This is a genomic window from Streptomyces sp. Act143, assembly GCF_003143935.1.
In the GTDB taxonomy this organism is placed as follows: Bacteria; Actinomycetota; Actinomycetes; order Streptomycetales; family Streptomycetaceae; genus Streptomyces.
Genome location: NZ_QFRX01000001.1, coordinates 3,989,392 through 4,015,628 on the forward strand (window position 1 = coordinate 3,989,392; position 26,237 = coordinate 4,015,628).

The 26,237-nt window shown below is 72.1% G+C and carries 20 protein-coding genes; 8 read left to right on the forward strand and 12 right to left on the reverse strand.

All coding sequences use genetic code 11. The features are described from left to right. Positions 1–77: 77 nt before the first annotated feature. A complete protein-coding gene (locus DI272_RS17720; RefSeq protein ID WP_109496303.1) occupies positions 78–896 on the reverse strand; it encodes an oxidoreductase in 819 nt (272 codons plus the stop codon). 256 nt (positions 897–1,152) lie between these two features. Between DI272_RS17720 and DI272_RS17725 the strand changes: the two genes are divergently transcribed. Then, positions 1,153–2,739: a CehA/McbA family metallohydrolase gene (locus DI272_RS17725; RefSeq protein ID WP_181387224.1), complete on the forward strand. Its 1,587-nt coding sequence runs from the start codon at positions 1,153–1,155 to the stop codon at positions 2,737–2,739. A gap of 29 nt (positions 2,740–2,768) precedes the next feature. On the opposite strand, the gene DI272_RS17730 is transcribed toward DI272_RS17725, so the two are convergent. Genes DI272_RS17730 through DI272_RS17750 form a run of 5 tightly spaced genes read right to left on the reverse strand, consistent with a single transcriptional unit; the run spans position 2,769 to position 8,265 of the window. Further along, positions 2,769–3,776, reverse strand: a complete 1,008-nt coding sequence (locus DI272_RS17730; protein WP_109496304.1) for an ABC transporter ATP-binding protein — start codon at positions 3,774–3,776, stop codon at positions 2,769–2,771. Then, positions 3,769–4,743, reverse strand: coding sequence for an ABC transporter ATP-binding protein (locus DI272_RS17735; RefSeq protein ID WP_109496305.1), 975 nt, complete (start codon positions 4,741–4,743; stop codon positions 3,769–3,771). The genes DI272_RS17730 and DI272_RS17735 overlap by 8 nt, the downstream gene beginning before the upstream one ends. A 3-nt stretch (positions 4,744–4,746) precedes the next feature. Next, on the reverse strand, positions 4,747–5,709 hold the full coding sequence (locus DI272_RS17740; protein ID WP_109496306.1) for an ABC transporter permease: 963 nt from the start codon (positions 5,707–5,709) through the stop codon (positions 4,747–4,749). Then, complete coding sequence (locus DI272_RS17745) at positions 5,702–6,625, reverse strand: ABC transporter permease (RefSeq protein ID WP_109496307.1); 924 nt, start codon at positions 6,623–6,625, stop codon at positions 5,702–5,704. Before DI272_RS17745 ends, DI272_RS17740 begins: the two co-directional genes overlap by 8 nt. 5 nt (positions 6,626–6,630) lie before the next feature. Continuing rightward, a complete protein-coding gene (locus DI272_RS17750) occupies positions 6,631–8,265 on the reverse strand; it encodes an ABC transporter substrate-binding protein (protein WP_109496308.1) in 1,635 nt (544 codons plus the stop codon). 134 nt (positions 8,266–8,399) lie between these two features. On the opposite strand from DI272_RS17750, the gene DI272_RS17755 reads away from it, so the two are divergent. Continuing rightward, the gene (locus tag DI272_RS17755; protein WP_258314593.1) at positions 8,400–9,326 is read left to right on the forward strand and encodes a phosphatase PAP2 family protein; all 927 of its coding nucleotides are present in this window, start codon (positions 8,400–8,402) and stop codon (positions 9,324–9,326) included. Between the two features lie 441 nt (positions 9,327–9,767). Here DI272_RS17755 and DI272_RS45350 read toward each other — a convergent pair whose 3' ends face one another. Together DI272_RS45350 and DI272_RS45355 are read right to left on the reverse strand one after the other, a co-directional pair. Then, positions 9,768–10,145, reverse strand: a complete 378-nt coding sequence (locus tag DI272_RS45350) for a hypothetical protein (RefSeq protein WP_258314594.1) — start codon at positions 10,143–10,145, stop codon at positions 9,768–9,770. After that, complete coding sequence (locus DI272_RS45355) at positions 10,124–10,450, reverse strand: hypothetical protein (protein WP_258314595.1); 327 nt, start codon at positions 10,448–10,450, stop codon at positions 10,124–10,126. The genes DI272_RS45350 and DI272_RS45355 overlap by 22 nt, the downstream gene beginning before the upstream one ends. A gap of 33 nt (positions 10,451–10,483) precedes the next feature. Here DI272_RS45355 and DI272_RS17770 point away from each other — a divergent pair, with 33 nt between their 5' ends. The 3 genes from DI272_RS17770 (at position 10,484) to DI272_RS17780 (ending at position 13,004) form a co-directional block, all read left to right on the forward strand. Then, on the forward strand, positions 10,484–11,029 hold the full coding sequence (locus tag DI272_RS17770; RefSeq protein ID WP_258314596.1) for a hypothetical protein: 546 nt from the start codon (positions 10,484–10,486) through the stop codon (positions 11,027–11,029). Positions 11,030–11,217: 188 nt separating this feature from the next. Further along, on the forward strand, positions 11,218–11,889 hold the full coding sequence (locus DI272_RS17775; protein ID WP_109496312.1) for a response regulator transcription factor: 672 nt from the start codon (positions 11,218–11,220) through the stop codon (positions 11,887–11,889). Next, positions 11,886–13,004: a sensor histidine kinase gene (locus tag DI272_RS17780; RefSeq protein ID WP_109496313.1), complete on the forward strand. Its 1,119-nt coding sequence runs from the start codon at positions 11,886–11,888 to the stop codon at positions 13,002–13,004. Before DI272_RS17775 ends, DI272_RS17780 begins: the two co-directional genes overlap by 4 nt. Before the next feature lie 8 nt (positions 13,005–13,012). Here the strand turns inward: DI272_RS17780 and DI272_RS17785 are convergent, their stop codons facing one another. Together DI272_RS17785 and DI272_RS44530 are read right to left on the reverse strand one after the other, a co-directional pair. Then, positions 13,013–14,785 (reverse strand): ABC transporter ATP-binding protein, encoded by a 1,773-nt coding sequence (locus DI272_RS17785; protein ID WP_109496314.1) that lies wholly within the window; start codon positions 14,783–14,785, stop codon positions 13,013–13,015. A gap of 42 nt (positions 14,786–14,827) precedes the next feature. After that, entirely contained in the window at positions 14,828–14,998 is a 171-nt protein-coding gene (locus tag DI272_RS44530) for a hypothetical protein (protein ID WP_181387225.1), read from the reverse strand. A 214-nt stretch (positions 14,999–15,212) separates the two neighbouring features. Here DI272_RS44530 and DI272_RS17790 point away from each other — a divergent pair, with 214 nt between their 5' ends. After that, positions 15,213–16,460, forward strand: a complete 1,248-nt coding sequence (locus tag DI272_RS17790) for a DUF418 domain-containing protein (protein WP_181387226.1) — start codon at positions 15,213–15,215, stop codon at positions 16,458–16,460. A 47-nt stretch (positions 16,461–16,507) separates the two neighbouring features. On the opposite strand, the gene DI272_RS17795 is transcribed toward DI272_RS17790, so the two are convergent. Then, positions 16,508–18,868, reverse strand: coding sequence for a M4 family metallopeptidase (locus DI272_RS17795; protein ID WP_181387227.1), 2,361 nt, complete (start codon positions 18,866–18,868; stop codon positions 16,508–16,510). Between the two features lie 524 nt (positions 18,869–19,392). Here DI272_RS17795 and DI272_RS17800 point away from each other — a divergent pair. Further along, positions 19,393–19,836, forward strand: coding sequence for a hypothetical protein (locus DI272_RS17800; RefSeq protein ID WP_109496315.1), 444 nt, complete (start codon positions 19,393–19,395; stop codon positions 19,834–19,836). 87 nt (positions 19,837–19,923) lie between these two features. Next, a complete protein-coding gene (locus DI272_RS17805; RefSeq protein ID WP_258314597.1) occupies positions 19,924–22,893 on the forward strand; it encodes a LuxR family transcriptional regulator in 2,970 nt (989 codons plus the stop codon). A gap of 151 nt (positions 22,894–23,044) precedes the next feature. Here the strand turns inward: DI272_RS17805 and DI272_RS17810 are convergent, their stop codons facing one another. Then, on the reverse strand, positions 23,045–26,071 hold the full coding sequence (locus DI272_RS17810) for a helix-turn-helix transcriptional regulator (protein ID WP_181387228.1): 3,027 nt from the start codon (positions 26,069–26,071) through the stop codon (positions 23,045–23,047). Positions 26,072–26,237 lie beyond the last annotated feature (166 nt).

The following is a 26,237-nucleotide window of genomic DNA, read 5'->3' on the forward strand; positions in this document are numbered from 1 at the left end:
GGCTGCGGCAGAGGCGGTACCGGGTCCGGCCGCGGCGGGGGCGCTGCCGAGCCCCGCCGCCACAACCGCCACACGGGTCATACGGACTCGCTCACGTGGCGCCACTCGGCGTCCCCGGCGGCGAGGTTCTCAGCGAAGGCCTGCGCCACCTGGACGGCGTCCTTGCCGAGCAGCAGCCGGCGCGGCGGGCGCTCGGCCGCCACGACGTCGAGCAGGACCTGCGCGATGCGGTCCGGGTCGCCGGGCTGCTTGCCGTCCTGGCCGCGGATGGCGGCGATGGCACCGCCGACCACCTCCTGGTAGGGCTCGCTGACCGGCGGGGTGTCCATGGAGGAGCCGGCCCAGTCGGTGCGCATGCCGCCCGGCTCGGCGACGGTGACCTTGATGCCGAGGGGGGCGACCTCCAGGGCGAGGACCTCGGAGAAGCCGCCGACCGCCCACTTGGCCGCCTGGTAGGCACCCAGTCCGGGGACGGCCACCCGGCCTCCGACGGAGGAGATCTGGATGATGTGGCCGGAGCGCTGCGCCCGCAGGACGGGGAGGGCGGCGCGGGTGACGTTGACGACGCCGAAGAGGTTGGCGTCGATCTGGTCGCGGAAGGCCTGGTCGGACATGTCCTCCAGGGCGGCCATGTCGGCGTAGCCGGCGTTGTTCACCACGACGTCCAGGCGGCCGAAGGCGTCCACGGCGGCCCGCACGGCCCGGCGCGCGGCCTCGGCGTCGGTGACGTCCAGGGTGACCAGCCGGACGCGGTCGCCGTACTGGTCGGCGAGGTCGTTCAGGGGCTCGGTGCGCCGGGCGGTGGCGACGAGGTTGTCGCCGGCCTTCAGCACGGCCTCGGCGATGGCGCGGCCCAGGCCGCGGGAGCTGCCGGTGATCAGCCAGGTCTTGCTCATGGGGGTGCCTCTGTTCTGGTGGGCGGGGAGCCGCGATCTCTTAAGAGGCCGCTGGACCTTTACTGCCCTCCAGCTTAAGAGGCCACTGGACTCTTGTCGACCGCAGAGGCGTTTCCCGTGACAAGTGTCACAAGCGCGAGACAGAAGTCGTCCGCGCTTCAATCAAACGTGGTGTGGGGTTCTTCGCGCCGTGCGGGATGTTCACCTGGGCCGACAAATGTTCCGGCGTCACACACGCAACCCGCGGGAGAGTCACATGTGTCAGTCCGAGACCGGAACCACGGACATGGGCCGCCGGGCCCTGCTGATGGCGGGCGGGGTGCTCGGCGCGGCCGGGGCACTGACCGTCGCGCCCGTCAGCTTCGCCGCGGCCGACGAGAACACCGCGACGGGCACACCCGCCGACGGCACCGAGGAGGCCCGCACCGTCACCGGCCACCTCCAGACCGGTGCCGCCGACTTCGTCTACCTGCCCGTCGAAGTCCCGCGCGGCGTCAACCAGATCGCCGTCTCCTACACCTACGACAAGCCCTCCGTGCCCAGCGGAACGCCCGGCAACTCCTGCGACATCGGCATCTTCGACGAGCGCGGCCTCGCCCTCGGCGGCAAGGGTTTCCGCGGCTGGTCCGGTGGCGCCCGCACCTCCTTCGTCATCGACAGCGGTGACACCACCACACCGGGCTACCTGCCCGGCCCGGTCAACCACGGCACCTGGCACGTCGCCCTCGGCCCGTACCAGGTGGCCCCGCAGGGCATGAACTACTCGGTGACCATCACCCTGCGCTACGGCCCGGCGGGCGCCCCGTTCCGGCCCAACTACCCCAGCGAGCGCGCCAAGGGCCGCGGCCGGGCCTGGTACCGCGGCGACTGCCACCTGCACACCGTGCACTCCGACGGCAAGCGCCTGCCGTCCGAGGTCGCGGCCGGGGCCCGTGCCGCGGGCCTGGACTTCATCGTCTCCACCGACCACAACACCTCCTCCGCACACGCGGTGTGGGGCGAGTACGCCGGACCCGACCTGCTCGTCATCAACGGCGAGGAGATCACCACCCGCAACGGCCACTGGCTGGCGCTGGGCCTGGACAACGGCTCCTGGATCGACTGGCGCTACCGCTCGCGCGACGACGCCTTCCCGCGCTTCGCCCGCCAGGTGCGCCGCCAGGGCGGCCTGGTCGTCCCCGCGCACCCCTACTGCCCGTACGTCGCCTGCCAGTGGAAGTTCGGCTACGAGGACGCCGACGCCGTCGAGGTGTGGAACGGCCCCTGGACCTACGACGACGAGTCCGCCGTCGACACCTGGGACTCCATGCTCGGTACCGCGATGCGCTCCGGCAAGGACTGGCTGCCCGCCATGGCCAACAGCGACGCGCACAGCGTGCCCCAGGTCATCGGCCTGCCGCAGACCGTCGTGTACGCCGACGACCTCAACCGGGCATCGATCCTGGAGGGCATCCGCAAGGGCCGCACCTACGTCGCCGAGTCCTCCGCCGTCACCGTCTCCTTCAGCGCGGCCGGCGGCGGCCGGTCCGCCGGGATCGCCGAGACGCTCGAACTGCCCGCGGACACACCGGTCGACGTCCGCCTGGAGGTGTCCGGGGTGCCGAACGGCACGGTGCGCCTCATCACCGACGAGGGCCAGATGCACCAGGAGTCGCTGGGCGCCTCCGGCACGGGCACCGTCGTGTGGCGTACGACGGTCTCCCTCGCCGCCTACGTGCGCGCCGAGGTCCGCCACCCCAAGGCGGACGGCACGCCCGGCAAGGGCAACACCATGGCCGCCGACCTGCAATGGGGGCCGATGGCCGCGCTGACCAACCCGATCGTGCTGCGGGTCCGGGACTGACAGCGCGCCGGATGCCCGGGGCGCGGCCCTCACTTCTCGGCGAAGAAGCACGCCGAGTCGTGGGCCGCCGCCCCGCCGGCGTCACGGAGTCCGGCGGGAACCGCGAGCACCGGGACCTCCGTCGCGCAGCGTTCCTGTGCTTTCCAGCAGCGGGTGCGGAAGCGGCAGCCGGAGGGGATGTTGGTGGGTGAGGGGACGTCGCCGGTGAGGATGATGCGTTCGCGGTGTTCGCGGGCCTCGGGGTCGGGGACGGGGACCGCGGAGAGCAGGGCCTGGGTGTAGGGGTGGGTGGGGTGGTCGTAGATCTCGGCGTCCTTGCCGATCTCCACGATCCGCCCGAGGTACATCACGCCGACGCGGTCGGAGATGTGGCGCACGATCGACAGGTCGTGGGCGATGAAGACGTAGGAGAGGTCGAACTCGTTCTGCAGGCGGTCCATGAGGTTGATGACCTGGGCCTGGACGGAGACGTCGAGGGCGGAGACGGGTTCGTCGGCGACGATCACCTCCGGGCGCAGGGCCAACCCCCGGGCGATACCGATGCGCTGGCGCTGGCCGCCGGAGAACTGGTGCGGGTAGCGGTTGATGTACTCGGGGTTGAGGCCGACCACGTCCAGGAGGTCCTGGACGCGTCTGCGGCGGTCGCCCTTGGGGGCGACCTCGGGGTGGATGTCGTACGGTTCGCCGATGATGTCGCCGACCGTCATACGGGGGTTGAGGCTGGTGTAGGGGTCCTGGAACACCATCTGGATGTTGCGGCGCACGGATTTGAGGGCCCGGCCGGACAGCTTGGTGATGTCCTCGCCCTTGTACTTGATCGAACCGGCCGTCGGCTGTTCGAGGTTGACCAGCATCTTGGCGACGGTGGACTTGCCGCAGCCGGACTCCCCCACGATCCCAAGGGTTTCGCCCTTGTTGAGGGTGAAGTCGACGCCGTCGACCGCCTTGACCGCGCCGACCTGCTTCTTGAACAGGATGCCCTGGGTGAGCGGGTAGTGCTTGACCAGTCCGGTCACTTCAATGATCGGCTCAGCCATCGAGGCACTCCTCCCAGAAGTGACAGGCGCTGGTGCGGTAGTCGTCCAGCTGCTCCAGTGGCGGTTCATGGGCGCGGCAGATGTCCTGCGCCATCGGGCAGCGCGGGTGGAACGCACACCCGGAAGGGATGTTCATCAGGTTCGGCGGCAGTCCCTGGATCGCGTACAGCTCCTGCCCCTTCTGGTCCAGGCGGGGGATGGAGTCCAGCAGGCCGCGCGTGTACGGATGCGCCGGGGCCTTGTAGATCTCGCGCACGGGGGCCTGTTCGACGATGCGGCCCGCGTACATGACCGCGATGCGGTCGGCGACGTCGGCGACCACGCCGAGGTCGTGGGTGATGAGGATCAGGCCCATGTTGTACTCGCGCTGCAACTCCGCGAGCAGGTCCATGACCTGGGCCTGGACGGTGACGTCCAGGGCCGTGGTCGGCTCGTCGGCGATGATCAAGGCCGGCTCCAGGGCCAGCGCCATCGCGATCATGATGCGCTGGCGCATGCCGCCGGAGAACTGGTGCGGGTACTGCTTGACGCGTTCCTTCGCCGCCGGGATGCGCACCCGGTCCATCAGCTCGACCGCCTTGGCCCGCGCGTCCTTCTTCGACATGCCCCGGTGGACCACGAACATCTCACCGAGCTGATCACCCACGCTCAGCACCGGATTCAACGAGGACAGCGCGTCCTGGAAGATCATCGCCACCTCGGCGCCACGGACCTTCCGCCGCTCACTCTCTTTCAACTTCAGCAGGTCCCGGCCCTGGAAGAGAACTTCGCCCGCCGTGACCAGGCCGGGCGGGGACGGGAGGATGCCCATGATCGCCTGGGCGGTGACGGACTTGCCGGACCCGGACTCACCCAGCACGGCGAGGGTCTCCCCCGCGTCCACGGCGTAGTTGACCCCGTTGACGGCCTTGGCGACCCCGTCCCGGGTCCTGAACTCCACGTGCAGATCACGCACTTCCAGGAGCACGACTCACCTCAGCTTCGGGTCGAGGGCGTCGCGGACCGCGTCGCCGAGCATGATGAACGCCAGGACGGTGACCGCGAGGGCGCCGGCCGGCCACAGCAGCATGTGCGGGGCGTTGCGGATGTACGGGGAGGCGGCGGAGATGTCGATGCCCCAGCTGACCGTCGGGGGCTTCAGGCCGACGCCGAGGTACGACAGCGTCGCCTCGAGAGAGATGTACGTGCCGAGCGCGATGGTCGCCACCACGATCACCGGGGCCACCGCGTTCGGGGCGATGTGCCGGAGCAGCAAACGCGTGTTGGAGGCGCCCAGCGCCCGCGCGGCCTGGACGTAGTCGTTCTGTTTGGCCGTGATCACCGAGCCTCTCGCGATCCGGGACACCTGGGGCCAGCCCAGCAGCACCATGAAGCCGATCACCGGCCAGACCGTGCCGCCGGTGACCACGGAGAGCAGGGCCAGGCCGCCCAGGACGACGGGGATGGCGAAGAAGATGTCGGTGATGCGGGACAGGATCGTGTCCCACAGGCCGCCGAAGAAGCCGGCGAGGCCACCGAGCACCGAGCCAAGGACCGTGACGCCGAGGGTGGCGCAGACGCCGACCGTGACGGAGGTGCGGGCGCCGTAGACCGTGCGGGTGTAGACGTCGCAGCCCTGGCCGTCGTAACCGAACGGGTGGCCCGGCTGGGAGCCCTCCTGTGCCTTGGCGAGGTCGCATTTCAGCGGGTTGCCGGAGGCGATCAGGGACGGCCAGAGGGAGATCACGATCAGGAAGAGGATCACCAGGGCGGAGAGGACGAAGACCGGGTTGCGCAGCAGGTCGCGGGCGGCGTCGGACCAGAGGCTGCGCGCCGCGTCCTGCGAGGCGCCGGATGCCGTCTCCAAGGACGCGGCCTCGCTCGCCGCGAGGTCCATCGCGCCGCCCATGCCGGTCCCGGCGATCGCGCCCTCGGGCTCTCGGGGTTCAGGCATAGCGGATCCTCGGGTCGAGTACGGCGTACAGCAGGTCCACGAGCAGGTTGGCGACCAGGAAGACCAGGACGAGGACGGTGACGAAGCCGACCACCGTCTGGGAGTTCTGGCGCAGGATGCCCTGGTAGAGCTGGTAGCCGACGCCGTGGATGTTGAAGATGCGCTCGGTGACGATCGCCCCGCCCATCAACGCGCCGATGTCGGTGCCGATGAACGTCACGACCGGGATGAGCGAGTTGCGCAGCAGATGGCGGGTGATGATCCTGCGGCGCGGCAGGCCCTTGGCCACCGCCGTGCGGACGTAGTCGCTGCGCCGGTTCTCCGCGATCGACGTGCGGGTCAGGCGGGTGACGTAGGCCAGGGAGACCGACGCCAGCACCAGACCCGGCACGATCAGCTCGCTGAAGGGTGCCTCCGTGGACACCGAGGGGGAGATCCAGTCCCACTTGACGCCGAGGAGCAGTTGGAGCACCAGGCCCGTGACGAAGGTCGGGATGGAGATGACGACCAGGGTCAGCAGCAGGATCGCCGTGTCCAGGACGCGTCCTCGGCTCAGGCCGGTGAGGACGCCGAGGCCGAGACCGAGGACGATCTCGAACAGGATGGCCACGACGGTCAGCCGGATGGTGACCGGGAAGGCGGTGCTCATCAGGTCGATGACCTTCTGGCCGTTGAACGCGGTGCCGAAGTCACCTGTGAGGAGGTGACCCATGTACGTCAGGTATTGCTCCAGCACCGGCTTGTCGAGGCCGAACTCCCGCTTGAGCTGGGCGGCGGTGGCCGGGTCGCACGCCTTGTCGCCGCACAGGCCCGCCACCGGGTCGCCGAGCACGTTCACCATGAGGAAGATCAGCAGCGTGGCTCCGATGAACACCGGGATCATCTGGAGCAGACGGCGTATCAGATACCGGCCCACATCGATCAGCCGACCTTGATCTCGTTGTAGACCGGGACGCTGAACGGGTCGAGGGCGACTTGCGACAGCCTGCTGGACCAGCCGGCGCTGCCGTTCTGGTACCACAGCGGGATGGCGCCCATGTCGTCCCGGAGAACTTCCTCGGCCTGCTGGAAGAGCTCCACGGCCTTCTTCGGGTCGGTCTGCGCGTTGGCCTGGTCGACGAGCCGGTCGAACTTCTTGTTCGACCACTTGCCGTCGTTGGAGGAGGCGTCGGTGTAGTACAGCGGCTGGAGGAAGTCCTGGATGAGCGGGTAGTCCATCTGCCAGCCGGCCCGGAACGGTCCGGTCAGCTTGTGCTGGCCGATGAGGTTGCGGAAGTCGGCGAAGGTGCCGACGGGGGAGCCCACGCAGGCCTTGTCGTTGCCGACGACGTTGTTGATGGAGTTGCAGACCGCGTCCACCCACTGCTTGTGGGAGCCGGTGTCGGCGTTGTACGTGATCTTGAGCTGGCCGCCTGGTATGCCGCCGCCCTCCTGGATGAGCTTCTTGGCCTCGGTGGGGTTGTACTCACAGGCGTCGCCGCACAGGCCGGCCTTGTAGCCGCCGCTCGCGCCGAGGACCGGGGAGGTCCAGTCGGTGGCGGGGGTGCGGGTGTTCTGGAAGATCGTCTTGGTGATCTGCGCCCGGTTGATCGCCATGGACAGGCCCTTGCGGACCTTGGCGGCGCCGGGGGTGTTCCAGGCCTTGTCGTAGAACGGGAAGGCGATGGTCTGGATGATGCCGGCCGGGGTGTTCAGGTAGCGATCGCCCAAGTCCTTGTGGACGTTGGTGAGCTGCTGCGCCGGGACGTCGTCTACGAGGTCAAGGTTGCCGGCCAGCAGGTCGGTGTAGGCGGTGTTGTTGTCGGTGTAGACCTTCAGGTCCACGCCGGCGTTCTGGGCCTTGTCGGCACCCGGGTAGCCGTTCCACTTGCGCAGCTGCATCTGCGAGCCCTCGGTGTAGGACTCGATCGTGTAAGGCCCGTCCCCCACCGGCTTCTTCAGCCAGGCGGCGTGGTCGCTGAAGAAGGCCTTGGGCAGCGGCGCGAACGCGACGTAGCCGAGGGTGTCGGGGAACGTGGAGAACTTCTGGGTGAGCCGGATGGTGAAGGTCTGGTCGTTGATCACCTTCAGGCCGGACAGGGTGTCGGCGGTCTGCTTGCCGCTGTCGGGGTGGACCTTGTCGTAGCCCTCGATGTAGCCGAAGAAGTAGGCGTTCTTCTGGTTGTTCTTCAGGCTCGCCCCGTAGTTCCAGGCGTCCACGAAGGAGTGCGCGGTGATGGGTTCGCCATTGCTGAACTTCCAGCCCTTCTTCAGCGTGACGGTGAAGGTGCGGGAGTCCTTGGTGGTGATGCTCTCGGCGACCGCATTCTCGGCCTTGCCGGTCTTCGGGTCGTACTCCTTGAGCCCGCGGAAGATCATGCCGAGGACCTTGCCGCCCTCCACCTCGTTGGTGTTGGCCGGCTCCAGGGGGTTCTGCGGGTCGCCCCAGACCGCGCTGAGCACGTCGGAGCCGCTACCGTTCCCGCCGTCGGAGCCACCGACACCGCTGCAACCGGTGAGGGTGAGGGCCACGGCGGTCGTGAGGGCGGGCCAGATGGCATACGTGTGTGCTCGCATGGGTCTCTCCTTGAGGGGGCTGGCCCGCGAAGTCGACTGGATTTCAGTAGGTCAAGGTAGTTTCGGCACTCCATACCCGACATCACATGTCCGTGCGATATGTCCCGGCAGGGGGCACACCTACATTCGTACGTGTGTCGTTGCATGCTGCCGGGAGTGAGCGAGACGAGGAAGTCCGGGCGGATCGGCGAAACCGGCGCTTCGCGGAGCGGATCGCGGTCCGGCTCGCCGCAGCCGGGACCGCCTCCGCCGTGGCGGGCCTGCTGGTGTACGCGGCGTTCGTCCGTACGGCCGCGGGCCAGCGCTGGGAGAACGCCGTGTGGGCCGGGCGCGCCCAGGACGAGTCGCTGGCCGCGCTGCACCGTGCCGACCGGGTGCTGGACCACATCACGCTGATGTCCCTGGCCGGCGCCGTGGCCGTGGTGGTGCTGATCGGAGCGGTGCGACGGTGTCACGCGGCAACGGCGGCCGCGGTGGGGGTGGTGGGCTGCTCACTCGTCCTGAGCGAGGTGCTCAAGCGCCTGGTGCTCGGACGCCCGGACCTGGTGGGGGCGTCGCCCCGGCTGCTGGACAACAGCTTCCCCAGCGGGCACACGGCGATCGCGATGAGCGTGGTCTTCGGGCTGGCCCTGGTCGTGCCGTACCGGCTGCGGGCCGCCGCCGTGGGGGTGTGCGCCGTATGGGCGTCCTTCGTCGGCGCCTACACCGTGGCCGCCGGGTGGCACCGGCCCAGCGATGTCATCGGCGCCGACCTGCTGGTCCTCGCCGTCACCTGCGGCTGCGCCTCGGTGCTGGCCCGCTTCGGCGGGGTGCGCGCCGCGTCGGGGCGGCGCCATCGGGCCGGGGCGCTCCTGGTGACCGGCCCGCTGATGTTCGTAGCGCTCACCGGGCTGGGCACCGGCGGGATCCTGCTCGCGGGGGCCGTCTCCGGGGCGGTACCGGCCTGGTCCGCGCCGGGCGTCGCCTATACGGCGGGGCACGCGCTGGCGGCGGGGGCCGGCGCCGCCACCTCGCTGGTGTGGCTCGGTCTGCTGCGCCGCTGCGAGGTGTGCGCGCACTGATGGCAGGTGCGGGTTCTGAACGTTCCGGCGGCTGCGCCGTTGTCGTTTCTGAGGGGGCCTCGGGCCCGCCGGCAAAGGTTGTAGAAGGGCAGCAGAATGATCTTCAGGAAGCGTCTCGGGGGCCCTGGCGATGGGCATGGTGGCCGCGGCCGGGGTGGTGACCGGCACCGCCGGTTCCGCCTCCGCGGCGACGGCCAACAACTGGTGTCCTTCGGCGACTTATGAGTTCTGCGTCTTCAAGGACGCCAACTACCAGGGGGAGTTCTACGGCGTGACAAGTTCCAATGGCTGTCGTACCTCGGCAGCGCGAACGACCTAGCGGTGACGATCGGCATCAACAAGTAACGGCCGACGCCCCGCAGGGTCGTCCGCTTCGCCCCGCCGGTCGTCGGATCGGCGGGGCGAAGTACTGCGGTCGCGCAACGTGCCCGGACAGCACTCCTAGTCATGCTCCCAGTGGTAGGAGAAGACCACCGTGGCGCCCTTGCACAGGCCGGGGGACAGCATGGACGCGCGCAGCGTCCTGGTCCTCGGGTCGTAGTCGACGCCTTCGGCCTCGTAGGCACCCGAGCACTTGCTGATCTTCGGCAACTTCAGCACATCGGTCACCTTGCCCCCGACCTGCCGGCCGTCCAGCGCGCGGTCGAGGTCGACCTGGAACACCCTGCCCTGGTCGGCGTCGCACACCAGGCGCCGGTCGGAGAAGAAGTCGCAGCCCTGGACGTCCTTGACCGGGCGGTCGAGGGTGATCTGCCCGTTCTGCGGGAGGGGACCGCCGTCGCGCGGGGTGGACGTGTTCAGCAGGGGCGTGGGGAACACCTGGAGCCGCTCGCGGGTCCCGAACTCGCCGGGACCAGCCATTGGTGGTCGGGCGAGACCGCGGCGAAGGAGTGGTTGAACAGCTCGCCGGCGTCGAGGTCGTGACGGTACTCCCGCCGCTTGCCGTCGGGGCTCGTCACCAGGAACATCTTGGCGGACTTCGCCCGCGGGCCCTGGTAGGAGTCGAAGACGTACCCGGCTGCGATGTCGAGGTCCCCGACATGCTGGAAGCCATGGGCCCGTACCGACACCGGGATGCTGCCCGGCCCCCGCAGGACGAGGGTGCCGTCCGCACGGGTGGCCACCCCCTCGGCGCCGATGAGGGAGTTGACGGTCGTGTGCCCCGTGGCCGTCCAGGAGCCCGAGGGGGCCGCGCCCTGCGCGGTGAACCGAGTGGTGGCGACGAGGGCGACGACTACATCGCCGCCGAGGTCGCGCCGGACACGCTGGCCTACCGTCTGGTGCAGGACACCGCGCGTGATCTGCCCGACCGCCCGTACTCGACCCGTACGCACACCGAGTGGGCCTTCCGCTCGGGGCACGCGGGCGACACGGCCCTCCAGACGCTGCCGCTGGTGCAGGTGGACTACGCGGTGGCCACGGACCTGTCCGGGAAGGCGGGGCGGCGGACCGAGGTGCCGGTCACGCCGTCACACCTCGCGGGCGTCGCCGGGAGCCGGTTCCGTCCCGTCACGCTCGACGTGTCGTACGACGACGGCGCGACCTGGCGTCGTACGGACCCGGCGCGTGGGGGCGGTGACGGGGTGCGGTTCCATCTCGACGCCCCCGCGCAGGCGCGGTTCGTGACGCTGCGGGCGTCCGCTCGGGACGCCGACGGGAACGCGGTGACCCAGACGGTGGTCCGGGCGTTCGGTCTCAGGTAGAGCCGCGGTGCCGCTGCCGGGCCGGTCATGGCCGATCCGGCGGCGGGCCGCGATGCCCTCCCGACTGGTGGGTGCCACCCCGCCGGGTGGCTGGAGCGGCCGCTCGTCGGGCCGGCGCGCGACCTGCCTGGCTTTAAGGTCAAGGCGGCATGGGTGAACGGCAGGAACGAAGATGAGGCGGAGCGCGCGTGATCCGGGTAGTGGTGGTGGACGACGAGGCGTTGGTCCGCTCGGGCTTCCAGCTCATTCTGGGCGCGTCCGAGGACATCGAGGTCGTCGCGACCGCGGGCGGCGGTGACGCCGTGGAGACCGTGCGGCGGGTACGGCCGGACGTGGTGTTGCTGGACATCCGGATGCCGGACGTCGACGGGCTCACCGTGCTGCGTGAGCTGCGGGCGAGGCCGGATGCGCCGGTGGTGGCGATGCTGACGACGTTCGACGCCGACGAGTACATCCTGACCGCGCTCCAGTGCGGTGCGGCCGGGTTTCTGCTCAAGGACACGGAGCCGGAGCAGCTCGCCCATCTGGTGCGCACCCTGGCCGCGGGCGGTGTGGTGCTCTCGCCCAAGGCGTCGCGGGCGCTGTTGCACAGCCATCCCGGCGCCGAGGCCGCCGTCGACGAGGAGGCCGGCCGGGTCCGGCTGCTCACCGCACGGGAGCGTGACGTACTCGTCCTGGTGGCGGAAGGGTTGTCGAACGCCGACATCGGGGCGCGCATCCACCTGAGCGCCGGCACGGTCAAGGACCACGTCAGCGCGATCCTCACGAAGCTGCGGGTGGCGAGCCGGGTGCAGGCCGCGCTGCTGGCGCAGCGGGCCGGGCTGCTGGACGCGCGCCCGCAGCCGGAGGCGGGGCGGTGAAGCGCGTCCGTGCGCTGTGGGCACGTGTGCCCGCGCCGGTCGTCGATGCCCTCGTGGTGGTGGCGGCGGCCGTGGACGTGCGGGCGAACCTGTGGGACGACACCCCCCTCGGCATCACGCTGGCCGTGCTCGGCTGCGCCGCGTTGGCCTTCCGGCGCCGGTTCCCGCTCGGTGTCTTCGTGCTCACCCTGCCCATCGCCCTGACACAGCCGGTCGCCGTCGCTCCGCTCGTGGCGCTGTTCACGCTGGCCGAGCGGTCCCGCAAGCGGCCCCTCCTCGCCGTGTGCGTCGCCCTGACCGCCGTCGCGAACAGCACCCCGTGGCCCCTGGCCAGCCTCACCGAGGTCGGCCGGACCATGACGCTGGTCACCTTCGTGTACAGCCTGGCGACGGCCGCCGCGCCGGTCCTCATCGCCCAACTTCTGCAGGTGCGGCGGGACTTGGCGCGGCGGCTCATCGAGATCGAGGAGGCCAGGGAGCACGAGCGGGTGTTGCATGCGCAGGCCGTGCTCGCCCGTGAGCGCGCTCAACTGGCCCGTGAGATGCATGACGTGGTCTCCCACCAGGTGAGCCTGATCGCCGTACGGGCCGGGGCCCTTCAGGTCGCCGCCAAGGACGCGGACGCCAAGGAGGCCGCTCGCACGATCCGTTCGCTGAGCGTCACCACCCTCGACGAGCTGCGCACGATGGTCACGCTGCTGCGCGCCTCCGGCGGCCACACCACCGAGCTGACGCCGCAGCCCACCCTGGCCGACCTGCGCAAACTGGTGGAGTCCAGCGGCACACATGCGGAACTGACGGGTGAGCTCCCGGCCGCCGTGGGCACACCCGCGCAACGGGCCCTCTACCGTACGGTCCAGGAGGCGCTGACCAATGTCCGCAAGCACGCCCCCGGCGCCACCGCGTGTGTCGAGCTGTGGCAGGACGGCGACGGCGTCGGAGTGACCGTCACCAACACCCCGCCCACGCGGCCCTCCCTGCCCCTGCCCGGTTCGCAGCAGGGGCTGGTCGGGCTGCGGGAACGGGCCGAGATCCTGCACGGCACCCTGGAGGCGGGCCCGACCGCGGAGGGCGGCTACCGGGTGCGGCTGCGCATTCCCCTCGGCGCGGACTGACCGGCGCCTCAGCGGGTGGGGGCCAGCAGTTGGGTGGCCGCCAACTGCGCGTACAGCCGGTCAGCGTCCAGCAGTTCCTCATGGGTGCCCACTGCGCGGACCCGGCCCGCGTCCATGACGACGATGCGGTCGGCGCCGGTCACCGTCGACAGGCGGTGGGCCACCACCAGCACGGTGGTCTCGCCGGCTACCTCCGCGACGACGTCCCGCAGCGCCAGCTCGTTGACCGCGTCGAGCTGAGAGGTCGCCTCGTCCAGGAGCAGCAGCCGGGGGCTTCGCAGCAGGGCGCGGGCGATGGCGATGCGCTGGCGCTCGCCGCCCGACAGCTTGGAGCCGCGGTGGCCGACCGGGGTGTCCAGGCCGTGGGGCAGGCGCTCTACGAGGGTGTCGAGTCTGGTGCGGGACAGCACGCCGCGGATGTCGTCGTCCGTCGCTCCGGGCGCCGCGAAGAGCAGGTTCTCCCGCAGCGTGCCGGCCAGCACCGGGGCGTCCTGCTCGACGTAGCCGATGGCGGATCGCAGTTCGGGCAGCGGCCAGTCCCGTACGTCCTTGCCGTCGACCAGGACCCGGCCGCCGGTGGCCTCGTAGAACCGCTCGATGAGGGCGAACACCGTCGACTTGCCCGCACCGGAAGGTCCGACGAAGGCGGTCATCCCGGTGGGCGGTACTGCGAAGCTCACCTGGTGGTGGGTGTGCGGCAGGCCGGGGCGGTAGCGGAAGGAGACGTCCTCGAAGCGGACCGACGCCGGTCCCGGTGCGGCTGTCGCCTGCCCGGGGCGGGCGGACGGTTCCGTCGCCAGGCGTTGAACGGCCGCGATCCGGGAGATCGCGGCCGCGCCCTCCTGGTAGGAGGTCACGGCGTCGACCAGCTTGCCCACCGGCTCGATCAGGTAGAAGAGGTACAGCAGGAAGGCGATGAGGGTGGAGACGGGGATGTCCCCGGACGCCACGCGTGCCCCGCCGACCGCGAGGACGGCGAGGAAGGCCAGTTGTACGGCGAGTTCGTCGGCCGAGCCCGCCGCGGCCTCCCACTTCGCGCTCCTCACACCGTGCCGCCACGCCCGCCGCGCCGCGGCCTCCACCCGGGCGGTCTCCCGCTCCTCGGCACCGGACGCCTTCACCGTGCGAAACGCCCCGAGAGCCCGCTCCAGCGCGACGGAGATCTCCCCGACCGCCTCCTGCGCCCGCTCGGTGGCGCGGGCGATCCTCGGCATCACCAGAGCGACGGCCCCGCCGACCAGCACGACCACGCCGAGCGTCACGCCCAGCAGGACGACGTCCAGGTACGCCATCATCACGACCGCCGCGACGAAGGCCACCGCGCCGGTCGCGGCGGAGACCACCGCCTGGGTGCTGACGGCCCGCAGCAGTGTCGTGTCCGAGGTGACCCGGGACATCAGATCACCCGGCGGGACCCGCTCCCACTCCGCGAGCCGCAGCCGCAGCAACCGCCCCACCAGGGTGCGTCGCGCGGCCAGCACCACCGACTCCGCCGTCCGCTCCAGCACATATGTGCCGAACGCCTCGACCGCCGTGCCCAGTACCACCAGCACGGTGAGCGCGATCAGGATCCCGGCGATGGTCGAACCGGAGGCGAGCCGGTCGACCAGGGCCTTCGTCGCCAGTGGTTGCAGCAGGCCTCCGGCGGCCCCGACCAGGGCGCACAGCAGGCCGAGGGCGACGGGCCAGCGGTGCGGCCGGACGTAGGCGTACAGGGCCTTGATTGTTTCTCGGGCGGGCAGAGGCGTTTCATCCGTCGTCGGGGCGGATGCGGTGTTCACGATGTTCCTTTGTTCTGCGGTTCGCTGGGTACAGGTGTCGGGTCAGTGGACGAGTCCTGCTGTGGTCGTGGCGAAGATGTGCACCAACGCCTGGCCGACCTCGGGACGGACGACGAACAGGACGAAGACGCCTCCCGTCAGCGTCAGACCGAGGAGTTCCAGGAACTCGCCCCTGAAGTCCTCGCGCTTGGTGTGTCGCGCACGGTGTGTCATGCCTCCAGCCTGGGAGCCCGTCCGCCCGCGCCCCATCCGGCAACCGTCGGGGCCACCCCCGCCGGGTGGCGGAAGCCGATCGGTCTCAGGTCTGACGGGAACCGGCCGGGGATGCGGCTCCGCCGGTCGGCAGGGCGGTACCCGCCGATCGGCGGGGGCGGTACCGAGGACTGCCGGATACTCCGCCGGGTGACGCTCGCGCGAGGTTCTTCGTATGACACAGACACAGCCGCCGCAGGAGAAGCCGGCTCCCCAGGAGAACTCGCCGCCGCCCCGCGACTCCCCCGGCCCCTCGATGGGGCGCCTTGTCGGGGTGGACCTGGCCCGCGCGCTGGCGGTGTTCGGTATGTACGTCGTGCACATCGGCCCCCCGCTGTCGGCCACGCACGGCGTCGCCAGCTGGGTGCGGTACATCGCGGACGGCCACTCGTCGGTCCTGTTCGCCACCCTCGCCGGATTCTCGCTGATGCTGATCGCCGGGCGCCGGGAGCCCAAGACCGGCCTGGCCGGCCGGCAGGCGCGGGCGCGGATCGCGATCCGTGCCGTGGTGCTGCTGGCGCTGGGCACCGTGATGGCGATGGAGTACGGCGGGGTGATCATCCTCGGCTTCTACGGGGTCTACTTCCTGCTGGCCCTGCCGCTGGTGCGCCTGCGCGCCAGGACGCTCGCGGTCGTCGCGGCGGCGCTCGCGCTGGTCGCGCCGCAGCTGGCGTACGTCCTGAACTCGTGGGTGACCGACTCGGTCCGGCAGAGCATCAACGCCTACGACCCGCTCCACCGGCTCAGCGAGGTGGGAGTGCTCGATCTGCTGCTCACCGGCTTCTACCCGGCGCTCACCTGGCTGCCGTTCGTGATCTCGGGCATGGCGCTGGGCCGCCTCGACCTGTCCTCCGGGACTGTCCAGCGGCGCCTGGCCGCGCTCGGTGCCGGTCTCACCGCCGCCGCGTACGGTCTTTCCTTGCTGCTGGCCGGGAAGGGCGCGTTGCGGAGCATGGCGGAGGACGGGCCGTCTTCGTCTTCCTCCGGGGGCTCGGGTTCGATGCCTCTCGGCAGCGGGTCGGCGCCCCTCGACGGGTCGTTCCCCGAGATGCCGGCGTCGTCGCTGCTGACGGCCGGGCCGCACAGCGGCACCACCTTCGACATCATCGGCAGCGTCGGCGTCGCGATCCTCGTGATCGTGGGCGCGACGGTGGCGATGGAGCGGCTGCCGCGGCTGCGCCGCCTGGCGAAGCCGGTCATCGCCGTGGGAACCATGTCCCTGACCGCCTACGTCGGCCACTTCCTCGCGCAGTCCGCGCTGTCCGTGCCCGCCGGGACCAGCACCCAGCAGTCGTGGGTGCCGCTGCTCATGTTCGTCCTAGGGGCGACGGTGTTCGCCGCGATCTGGTCCCGTTTCTTCCGGCGCGGCCCGCTGGAGTATCTGCTCAACGCGGCCACCAGGCCGGCCAAGCACATCCGGTGAGTGCCGGCCGGGGCAGAACGCCGCCGCGCTCTACCCCGGCCTGCCGCTCAGAAGGTGAGGCTCCAGCGGTCGAGGTAGCCGCCCTCGCTCGGTGCGATGCCGGGCGCGGCCGGGGTGTAGTCGGTGACGCGGAGCTTCCAGATGCCGTTGGCGGGCAGCGCCGAGGCGTCCACGGTGAAGGAGTCGTGGAGCTCGGTGCCGGTGTCCCACTGGAAGTCCTTGACCAGCAGCACCGTGCCGTCCGGGGCGACGAGTTCGACGACCTGGGCGCCGATGAAGGTGTGGACGATGTCCACGGAGACCTTGAGGCCGGCGGGCGCGTTGCCGGTGCGGCCGGTGACCGTCAGGGGTGTCTCGACGCTCTGCCAGGGGGCGTAGTCGTGGCGGTCGGGGTCGACGAAGAAGTCGCCGCCGGAGGCCACCACGGTCCAGTCGAAGGTGTAACGGCGCTTCTCGGCGGCCGAGTCGGTGAAGATGACGGTGGTCCGGAAGGTGCCCGCCGTGGTGGGGGTGCCGGAGATCAGACCGGAGACGGTGTCGAGGGACAGGCCCGTGGGCAGGCCGGTGGCGGCGTAGGTGACGGCGCCGGGCCGGGTGGAGACGGCGGAGACGGTCCGGGCGACAGGCTGGCCGACGGCCGCGTCCCGGGTGTTCAGGGACGTGATGGCGATGTGCTTGACGTAGCGGGGGCCGACGTTGACCGCGGCCCAGGCGTTCGCGACGGACTCGTAGGCGTCGCTGGTGGTTCCGAACAGGTCGGTGGCGGCCTTCAAAGTGGCGGTGCGGGCGCCGGCGTAGTCGGTGGTGCTGGTCATGTAGTGGGTCAGGGCGCGGTACCAGACGTTGGTGGCGTTGCGCAGGCCGATGCCGGAGACCGGGAGACCGTCGTAGGTGGGGCTGTCGTAGTGGACGCCGTTGATGGTCTTGTGGCCGCTGCCCTCGGAGATCAGGTAGAAGAAGTGGTTGGCGACCCCGGCCCCGAAGTGCGGGTCGAGCAGGTGTGTGCCGGGGGTCCAGTAGTCCTGTGAAGTGCCTTTCTCCGAGGCGTCCTTGGAGGGCTGGTCCAGGTAGCGCAGGGGCTTGCCGGTGCCGCGGACGTCGGCGAGCTCGCCGATGGTGTAGTCGGGGACGTCCTGGGGGTTGTTCGCGTAGAACTCGACGGCGGTGCCCATGATGTCGCTGGTGGCCTCGTTGAGGGCGCCGGACTCGCCGGTCTCCAGCAGGCCCGCGGTGGCGGAGGTGACGCCGTGGGTCATCTCGTGGGCGGCGATGTCGAGTTCGGTGAGCGGGTGCCGGTTGTCCAGGCCGTCGCCATAGGTCATGCAGAAGCAGCTGTCCAGCCAGTAGGCGTTGGCCAGGCCCGCGACATGGACGTTGGAGACGGCTCCGACGCCGTCGTCGGCTATGCCGTTGCGGCCGAAGACGTCGTGGTAGAAGTTCCAGGTCGTACGGGAGCCGTGGGCGGCGTCGACGGCGGCGGTCGCCCGGTCGTCGGCGGTGCCGTCGCCCCAGACGTCGTCGGCGTCGGTGTACAGGACGCCGAGACCGCCGTTGGTGACGTCGCGGACGCTGTTGCCGCCGCGCTGGGTGTCGACCAATTGGTAAGTGTCGCCCACCCGTTGGGTGTCGAGCTGGACGGTGCCGCTGTACTGGCTGTTGCCGATGCCCGCGGTCACCTCGTCGTAGGCGGCGAGCCGGCTGCCGGTGGCGGCGTCGAGGACGACGTGCAGGCGACTGGGCGTGCCATCGGCCCGCGAGCCGTCGATAACGTTGTCGAAGGCCAGCCGCGGAGTGCCGGAGCCCGCCCAGACGACGCGGCGCGCGGAACCGTCGGCGGCGGCGTGGGCGAGGTGCTCCTTCCTGGCCTCGGCCAGCGCCCCGCTCCTTGCGTGGGCCGCCGTCACACCGTCCTTGACGGCGGGCACGGACAGCGGGTCGCGCAGGGAGTCGTCGATCCGGCGGCCGTGCGGGCCGTCGTGCACGACCAGGTCGCCGCCCTCGACGGGCAGTCCCTGGTAGGTGCGCGCGTAGCGGGTGTGGACCGTGCCGTCGGCGTCCTTCATGACGTCCTTGGCCACGAGGTTCTCGTGGCTCCCGGCGTGCACTGTCTTCCGGACGCCGGCGCGGACGTCGGCGGCACGGTCGAGCAGCGACTTGCGCTCGGCGGAGCCCAGAGGCACGGCCTTGGCGCCGGTTCTGGCGTGTGCGGTGACGAGCGGGGGCGCCGGGACGTGCGCGGCGTCGCGGGCGGTGCTCTCGGCGGCTGGGACAGCGGTCGCGGGCGGGGCGGTCAGGACAAGGGCGCCCAGGGTCACGGCCAGGGCCACCGCGAGGGGGCCCACGGGTCTGAGGCGCGACGCCGACCGGTCCGCGCGTGACACACGTGCGGCGTTCTGGAAGCGGGACATGGGTCTCCTGGCTCGGAGGTGCAGGTGACACAGGTGCCGCGACGGTGGGGCGCCTGTGGGACGGAGAGGCGGGTGCGACGGCGGTACGAGGCCGACGCAGCGGAAGCGACGGGATCGTTGCAGGTAACACGCGTGTTGTCAGCACTCCGGTGATCGCTGTCCGAAATCCGGCCACTCGTGCGCCCCGGGGCGTACGGCCCGGCCGGGCCGCCGACGGGCGCTTTTACGCCACGGCAACATCCGGCCACTTCAGAACTTTGGCTGCTTTTCGATGGCGCGCGCACGGGCGGCACATGTGTGCCACAGGGGCGACTGCGGAGGCATATACGCACCCGTTCCGGCCAGGACAAGACGAGGCCGGGCCGGACCAGCCCGGCCCGGCCCGGCGCACACGTAGCAACCGGAGGGGCCGACTCGGCACCTCCGGACGGTGGCATTCCGGCGCGAACCGGGCAGGCACATGTCTAAACAGGTGTTCTGCGGCTAGTTTTGTCGTCATTGACGGCCACAGTCCGAGGACCAACATGCAGGTGCACCTGAACCCCCCGCTCGAACCCGGTAGTGCGCCCCAGCTCGCCGCCGCCATCGTGGCGGCGGCTGCCGACATCAGTGACGCGGCGCTGGACTACAGTCCGGAGAGCATCGACGTCGTGGAAGACATCGTCGACGGCTTCCGGGCCGAGGGGGTGAGCAGCGAGGAGATGGCCGAATCACTCGTCGGCTTCGGCTGCTACCTCGGCGAGATCGTGACGCGTCACATCGGCGGCGCATGGCGGCCCACTACGGCCGCCCACCCCACGACCGCCCCCTTCATCGTCGTGCTGCCCGACGCACGGGAGTGCCATCCCATCGACTGGGTCTTCAGCCGTCTGGAGTCCGGGGCAGCTTTCAGCATCCGTGACCTGTACGCGGCGGCTGCGGTCGGCGGCGCGGACAGCGGGCTCGCGGCAGAAGAGGCACTTGAGTGAGGTGCCGGAGCCTTCCGGGCCTGGAACGATAGGGGTGACCAGGCACGGGGGCGCGCCTGCGGAGGGGCGGGGAGAGCAGGAGGGCACGTGATCAGCGCGCACGCCGGGACAGCGGCGGCCGGCCTGACCGGGGAGGCCGACCCGGGTGACCGCGAATCGGGTGACCGCGAATCGGGTGACCGCGGCCCGGACACCGGCCCGGACGGCACCAGGTTGGTCGGTCGAGTGCGGGAGCGGGAGCTGGTGAGCGCGCTGCTGGCGGACCTGCCGGGCGACGGCATCCGGGTGCTCCACCTGAGCGGCGGGACCGGTGCGGGAAAGTCCGCGCTCCTGCGCTTCGCCGCCACGGAGGCCGCGCGGCAAGGCGTACGCGTGCTGTCGACGGGCTGGGCGCCCGGCGAAGAGGGGCTGGCCCATGCCGCGTTGCATGGCCTTCTGCGTCCCGCCCTGGCGTGGGCCGACGACCTGCCGGACCGGGAACGAGCTGTCCTGCGCGCCGCGTTCCCCGGCGGCGACGCCTTGCCGACGCCGACAGAGCTGGCCGCGGCGGCGCTCCTGCTGCTGGCCGCGTTGCCGGAGCCGGTGCTGCTGTGCGTGGACGACCTCGACCGGATCGACGCATCCAGCCGCGACACCTTGTGCGCCCTGGCCACGATCATGGCCGACGGTTCCCGGACGGTGGCGCCGGTAGGCATGATCGTGGCTGAGCGTGCCGTCGGCGGCGGCGCCAGGTCGCTTCCGCGCGGGACGGCCGCGACGCTCGGGCCGCTGCCCGGCCCGGACGCCCGCGCACTCGTCGCCCGCGCCGGACGTGTCACCGGGTACGGCGAGGAACAGCTCGTCCTCGCCGTGGCACAAGGCAATCCGCTCGCCCTCACCGAGCTCTCCCTGGGCGGCAGCCCGCTCGGTGACGCGGCCGGCTTCGGCATGCCGACCGCGACGCCGCGCCTGGCGGAGGCGTACGCGTACGACTGGGAGAGGCTGTCGGCAGCCGCCCGCGACGTGCTGCTCACCGCGGCGCTGAGCACGTCGCCGCGCACGCGGGACGTCCTGGCCGCGGGCGCCTGTCTGCTGGGCGGTGACGACGGCACGGCCCGCGCCGCTCTCGCGGAACTCGTGGCGCGCGGACTGGTCGTGGAGGTCGTGGAGTCGGACGACACGGATGAGGCCGACGAAAGCGCCGGGGGCGGGAACGCGGGCAACGGGAACGCGGGAGACGCGAGCCGGAGGGGGGAAGACGCGGGGAAAGGGCGCGCAGGCGGCGGTTCGCGGGTGCGGTTCCGTGAGCCGCTGATGCGGATCGCCGTGCTGCGGCTGGCGTCGGCGGCGCGGCGTATGAGCGGGCATGCCGCGCTCGGGCGGAGCCTCGGCGGTTCCGTCCGCGCCGCCTGGCACGCGGCCCAGTGCGCGGTGGGTCCCGACGAGGAACTCGCGGGGCGGCTGGAGCGGCTGGCGGCCGGTGCGCGTACGGTCACCGGGGTGCTGGTGGCGCTCGCCGCGCTGGAGGCCGCGGCGCGTCTCTCCGCGCATCCGGAACGCCGCGGGGTGCGGCTGCTGCGGGCCGCCGAACTCGCCGGCGACCACGGTCTGACGGACCAGGCGCTGCGGCTGGTGAGCCGGATCGACCCGATCGACCTGGGGGCGTTCGGGCGGGCCCTGCTGCTGCGGGTGCACGATCTGCTGCCGGGCAGCAGCGCGGCCGGCCGGGAACGGATCGTCGCCCTGTGCGAGGCGGCGCGCGCGGTCGCCGCGCTGGATCCCGTACTCCCCCCGAAGCTCCTGCTCGCGGCGGCCCGCAGATGCCGGTGGCAGCAGGTCGGCGCGAGGGAACGCGACCTGGTCCTGAGGACGGCGGAAGAGCTGCGATCGGGGCCGCGGGACGGGTGGTACCTGGTTGTGCTGTCGCTGATCGACCCGCTGAAAGTGCCCCGGCCGCCGGTCCCGCAGCCCGTTCCCCTGCCGTCCCAGGTCGAGGGGCGGAACCTGTTCAGCCAGGTGACCACCCTCACCATCGACTTCGAACAGGCCGCGCCGCTGCACGTGGAGGTGGAGCGCGCCCTGCGCGCCGCCGGCCGGTACGGGCAGCTGCCGCTGATCCTCGTGCCGAGGACGATGTGCGAGATCTGGCTCGGCACCCAGTGGGACACGGCCCTGGCGCTGGCCGAGGAGAGCCGGATGATCGCGGAGCGGACCGCGCAGCCGGACTGGGCGGCGCGGGCCACGGGGATGCTGGCCATCGTCGCGGCGTTGCGCGGGGAGTTCGACCGGGCGTCGGAGTGCGCCACCGAGGTCGAGGAGTCCTCTCTGCGCCTCGGCCAGAACCGGCAGCTCAGCCTGGCCGTCCTGGCCCGCGCGCTCACCGCGTCCGGCACCGGCCGCTACGCGGAGGCCTACGTCCGGCTGCGCTCGCTGTTCGCCGATCCGGCGACGCCGTACGCCTTCGAGCAGTTCTGGGGGCTCGCCTTCCTCGCGGAGGCGGCGCTGCCCGCCGGGGAGCAGGCCGACGCCAGGACCGTGCTCGCCCCGTTCCCGGCACTGACGCGGGCGGGCTGCTCCCCCTTGCTGGAACGGATCGTGGCCTATGCCGACGCGGTGCTCTCCCCGGACGACGAGGCGGAGGAGCGCTTCCGGCACGCGCTGCGGCCCGGGATCGAGCGGTGGCCGCTGCTGCACGGCATGACCCAGTTCGGCCACGGGGCCCGGCTCCGGCGTCGGCGGCGCGTCACCGAGTCCCGCACGCCGCTGGCCGCGGCCGAGGCGGTCTTCCGGGAGCTGGGCGCCCCGTCACGCGCCGAACAGGCCGCCGCGGAGCTGCGGGCGACGGGCTGGGCCGCGGACGGGCAGCCCGCGGAGGACGCCGCGGACAACATCGCCCGCGTGCTGTCACCGCAGCAGCTCACCATCGCCCGCCTGGCCGCCCGCGGCCTGTCCAACCGGGCGATCGGCGAACAGTTGCGTCTGTCGCCGCGTACGGTCGCCTCGCACCTGTACCAGATCTTCCCGAAGCTCGGCGTCTCCTCCCGGGCGCAGCTCGCCGCGAGGTTCGGGGCCGACTGACGCGGGAGGAGTCGGCAGGTGTGCGAGGCCCACGCGGCAGACCGCGAGGTTCGGCGCCGACCGGTGCGGGAGGACCCGGATTCCCTGCGCGGTGCGCACAGCTCGCCGCCAGGCTCGGGACCGACCGACCGACCGACCGACACGGCGCGGTTCAGGGTGTGTCCGGGTTCCTCAGGGCCTCGGCGAGCTGTGCGCGGGACGTCACGCCCAGGCGGGGGAAGATGCGGTAGAGGTACGCGCCGATGGTCCGGGAGGCGAGGCCGAGCTGTTCGCCGATCTCCCGGTTGGACAAGCCGCGGGCGGCCAGCTCGGCGATCCGCAGTTCGCGGGCGGTGAGCAGATCGCGCGCCGCGGCGGGCCGAAACCCGCCCGGGGCGGCGCCTTCCGCCCGTTCCCCGGAGGCCCGTAGTTCCGCGGCGATCCGCGGGGCGCGTGCCTCGGCGCCCAGCATCGTGAAGCCGGCTGCCGCCTGGCGCAGGGTGGCCTGCGAGTCGGCGAACTGCCGCCGCAGCCGCAGCCACCTCCCCTCGGCCAGCCGCAGCGGCGCCTCCAGGTAGGGCCAGGGGGACAGGTCCTCGGCGAAGGCCCGCTCGAACATCGTCCGCGCGTCGTCGTCCGCAAGAACGGCTCGCGCCACCGTGAACCGGACGCCGATCACGCGGGGGCACCGCGCGCCCAGCTCCCGCTCCAGGCGGTCGAGCGTCGCGAGCGCCTCCCGGGATGCCTGCTCGGCCTTGGCCGCCTCGGCGAAGGCCACCACGGCGAACAGGGCCGCCGCGCGGGTACGCGGATCGGTGAGAAGCGAGGACAGGGCGGGAAAGGCCGCAGCGGACTCGCCGCACTCCGCCAGCGTCCAGGCCGCGCCGACGGCCAGGACCGCGTCGATCGACGGCACCGAGCGCCGGGCCGCCGCCAGGTCACGGTCGGCGGCCGGTCCGACCGGCGTGCCGGTGCGCAGGCCCCGCACCAGATCCGTCAGGAGGCGGGCGGCGGCCACGTGGTGGTCCTGGCCGTACGTGCCCTCCGCCGACTGCGCGCAGCGCCGGAAGGCGTGCTCGCCCTGCGCCCAGTTGCCCATCCCCAGGTGCGCCAGTCCCTGTCTGAGCAGCACCCAGGGCAACTGGGCGGGCAGCGCGTGGAAGCGGCGGCGGCGCTCGGCCCGCCGCCACAGGTCCAGGGCCCGCAACGGGTCCCCGGCCAGCAGCGCGGCCTCCCCGAGGCGTTCGATGTCGCGCACCGACACATCGCCCAGGTCCCGGTCGGCGCAGACGCCCGCGAGGACGGTGGCGGCCCGGCCCAGGGGGCGGACCGTGGCCATGGCGTACAGCAGCCGGGGGTCGTCGGCGCGGTCGGGCATCCCGTCGAGGAAGGCCAGCAGCGCCTTGGACCGCTGCTCGTCCCCGGCGGCCACGGGCGCCGTGATCCGGGCCAGCTCCAGCGCGTTCTGCTGCTCGGCGGGCCCGACGGGGGTGGGCCAGGAGGACGGGTCGGTGGGGTCGGGGACGGCACCCGTGCCAGGGCCGGTGGCGTGCGTCGGCGGCTGCGCGCCGGTGGTGCCGGGGTGTGCCAGGGCCTGGGCGCACAGCGTGCCCAGGGGGCCCAGCGGGTGGCGCAGGGCGTGGTGCGCCAGCGTGCGGGTCATGCGGTCCAGGCCGAGGAGCTGGGCCAGTTGGGCGGCCCGTAGCGCGCAGCGGCCCCGGTCGGCGGGGTGCGGGTGGAGGTCGGCGGCGCGGCGCAGCAGGCGTACGGCCATCGTCGGCGGGCACTGTTCGAGGGCGTCGCCGCGCACCGCTTCCAGGCGGGCCGCCAGCTCCGGGTCGGGTCCTTCCGCCGCCTGCGCCAGGTGCCACAGCGTCCTGACCGAGCCGGGTGGCAGGACGGCCGCCAGGGCCGCGTGAGCGGCCCGGCAGCGGTCGGGGCCGGTGCCGTGGACGACCGCGCCCGCCGTCGCGGGGTGGGCGAAGTGCGGCCGCATGCCGTCGAAGAACACCAGGCCCGCGCGTTCCGCGGGTTCCAGCGCGGCGGGATCCAGCGCCGTACCGCCGATCCGGGAAGCGGCCGACAGCAGCAGCGGGAGGTCTCCCTCGGGGTGCAGCGCCGCGACCAGAAGCAGGTCCCGGGTGCCGGCGGGCAGGCGCGCGGCGCCCGGCGCCATGGCGGCGGCCAGCCGGTCGGAGGAGGCGGGCAGGCTGGGCAGGGAGTCCTCGGCGGGCGCGGGGAGTTCCAGCAGCGCCAGGGGGTTGCCGGCCGCGGTCGCCAGGAGTTCGCGGACGGCCTGCGCGTCCAGGCCGGGCCGCCGCGAGGCCAGCAGCCGGGCGGACTCGGCCGGGGACAGCGGGCCGAGGGACAGCGTGGGAACTCCGGTCAGCGGGTCCGGCAGGGCGTGGGGCGGGCGGGAGGTCATCAGCAGGGCCAGCGGATGCCCCTTGGCGCGCCGGGCGACGAACGCCAGCACCTGCCTGCTGGGTGCGTCCAGGGCGTCCCAGTCGTCGACGGCGACCAGGAGGGGCTGTCCGGCCCGGCTGACGGCCGTGAGCACGTCCAGGACGGCGAAGGCGAGCCAGGAGTGTCCCGTGCCGGGCGCGGGGGCGCCGTCGACGAGCACGCTGACCAGCGCGTCGAGACTCGACGCGCGGGGTGGGGGGTCGATGGCCGGTGGGTGGTGCGGAGTGGCCGGATCTGCCGGGTCCGCCAGGTCTGCGGCGCCTGCCGGACGTGCCGCGTCCGCCGGGTCCAGCCCGTCCGCCTGGTCCAGCGCGTCCGGCAGCACCGGCCACACGGTCTGGAGCAGGCCTGACAGGTCAGGCGGGTTGCTCCCGCGGATGCCGGCGCACCGTAGGACCCGCATGCCCCCGGTCCGCGCCGCCCGGACCGCGGCTTCCAGCAGCGCCGACTTGCCTGTCCCGGGCTGCCCGGACAGCACCAGGGCCGCTCCCTGGTCCGTCGCGGTCGCCGCCGGTGTCGTCGCCGCGACGAGGGCCTCCCGCAGCGCACCCAGTTCCGCGGTACGGCCGACGAAGCCCAGGTCGCCGAGGTGCGCCGGGTGCGGAGAGGGGGGAGGCGTGGAGGTGCGCGGGGAGGCGGGCGCGGGCGTGGAGGTGGACCGTCCGTCCTCGTCCCCGGCGGGGGAGGCGAACCTGCCGTGCCCGTTCATCGGTCCCCCTGCTGTGGCGCGCACGCTCCCCTCCGACGCCGAGAGCGCTCTCGTGCATGCTGCCATCCCACGGGAGGGAACGGCGAACGACAGGGGCGGTCCGTCTCCCCCGCCGGGCGGCCGGGTGAACTTTCCTCCGCCGCCCCACCGTCTCCCCTGTGCGACGTTGATCCACTTCCGAGCAGCGGGA

Bases quoted from the DNA above. Each gene is read 5' to 3' on its own strand.
- DI272_RS17720 (WP_109496303.1), bottom strand. From the start codon at position 896: ATGAGCAAGACCTGGCTGATCACCGGCAGCTCCCGCGGCCTGGGCCGC.
- DI272_RS17725 (WP_181387224.1), top strand. From the start codon at position 1,153: ATGTGTCAGTCCGAGACCGGAACCACGGACATGGGCCGCCGGGCCCTG.
- DI272_RS17730 (WP_109496304.1), bottom strand. From the start codon at position 3,776: ATGGCTGAGCCGATCATTGAAGTGACCGGACTGGTCAAGCACTACCCG.
- DI272_RS17740 (WP_109496306.1), bottom strand. From the start codon at position 5,709: ATGCCTGAACCCCGAGAGCCCGAGGGCGCGATCGCCGGGACCGGCATG.
- DI272_RS17750 (WP_109496308.1), bottom strand. From the start codon at position 8,265: ATGCGAGCACACACGTATGCCATCTGGCCCGCCCTCACGACCGCCGTG.
- DI272_RS44530 (WP_181387225.1), bottom strand. From the start codon at position 14,998: ATGACACACCGTGCGCGACACACCAAGCGCGAGGACTTCAGGGGCGAG.
- DI272_RS17790 (WP_181387226.1), top strand. From the start codon at position 15,213: ATGACACAGACACAGCCGCCGCAGGAGAAGCCGGCTCCCCAGGAGAAC.
- DI272_RS17795 (WP_181387227.1), bottom strand. From the start codon at position 18,868: ATGTCCCGCTTCCAGAACGCCGCACGTGTGTCACGCGCGGACCGGTCG.
- DI272_RS17800 (WP_109496315.1), top strand. From the start codon at position 19,393: ATGCAGGTGCACCTGAACCCCCCGCTCGAACCCGGTAGTGCGCCCCAG.